Consider the following 435-nt stretch of genomic DNA (forward strand, 5'->3'; position numbering starts at 1 on the left):
AACCTATCTGGCGGCCGGCGGCGCACAAGAATTGCTGAATGCTTCCAAACAGGTCAGCGATGCGTTTAATGCGGCCAAGTAATTCGGCGCGGGCATAGCCGCCCGCTTCTTTCAGACGGCCTAAAGGGTTTGATGATTCACAGGATCAAGCTGCTTGATCTGAAGTCGTTGGATTTGGGCCGTCTGAAAATACATGGTGCAAATGGACAATTTTTGCCTGTTTGCATCTGTTTTTATGATGGGCAGACCTGCCTTTTTCGCAAAATACCTTAACCCTTCTTTCAGACGGCCTTATTTTTTCCGAACCATTTTATGTTTCACAAACCTTCATTTTTAAATGCGGCCAACGGCGTGGCGCTGCTGATATTGTTTGCCGTCAGCCTGTCGGTCGGCGTGGCCGACTTCAAATGGTCCGCCCTGTTTTCGCTATCCGAC

The 435-nt window shown here is 49.4% G+C and carries 1 pseudogene; it reads left to right on the plus strand.

Annotation, left to right across the window (positions count from 1 at the left end):
- Positions 1 to 312: 312 nt before the first annotated feature.
- Positions 313 to 435, plus strand: a pseudogene (locus ACTHUR_RS21425) (ABC transporter permease); the annotation flags it as partial.

It is taken from the genome of Neisseria sp. P0021.S007, from assembly GCF_051956855.1.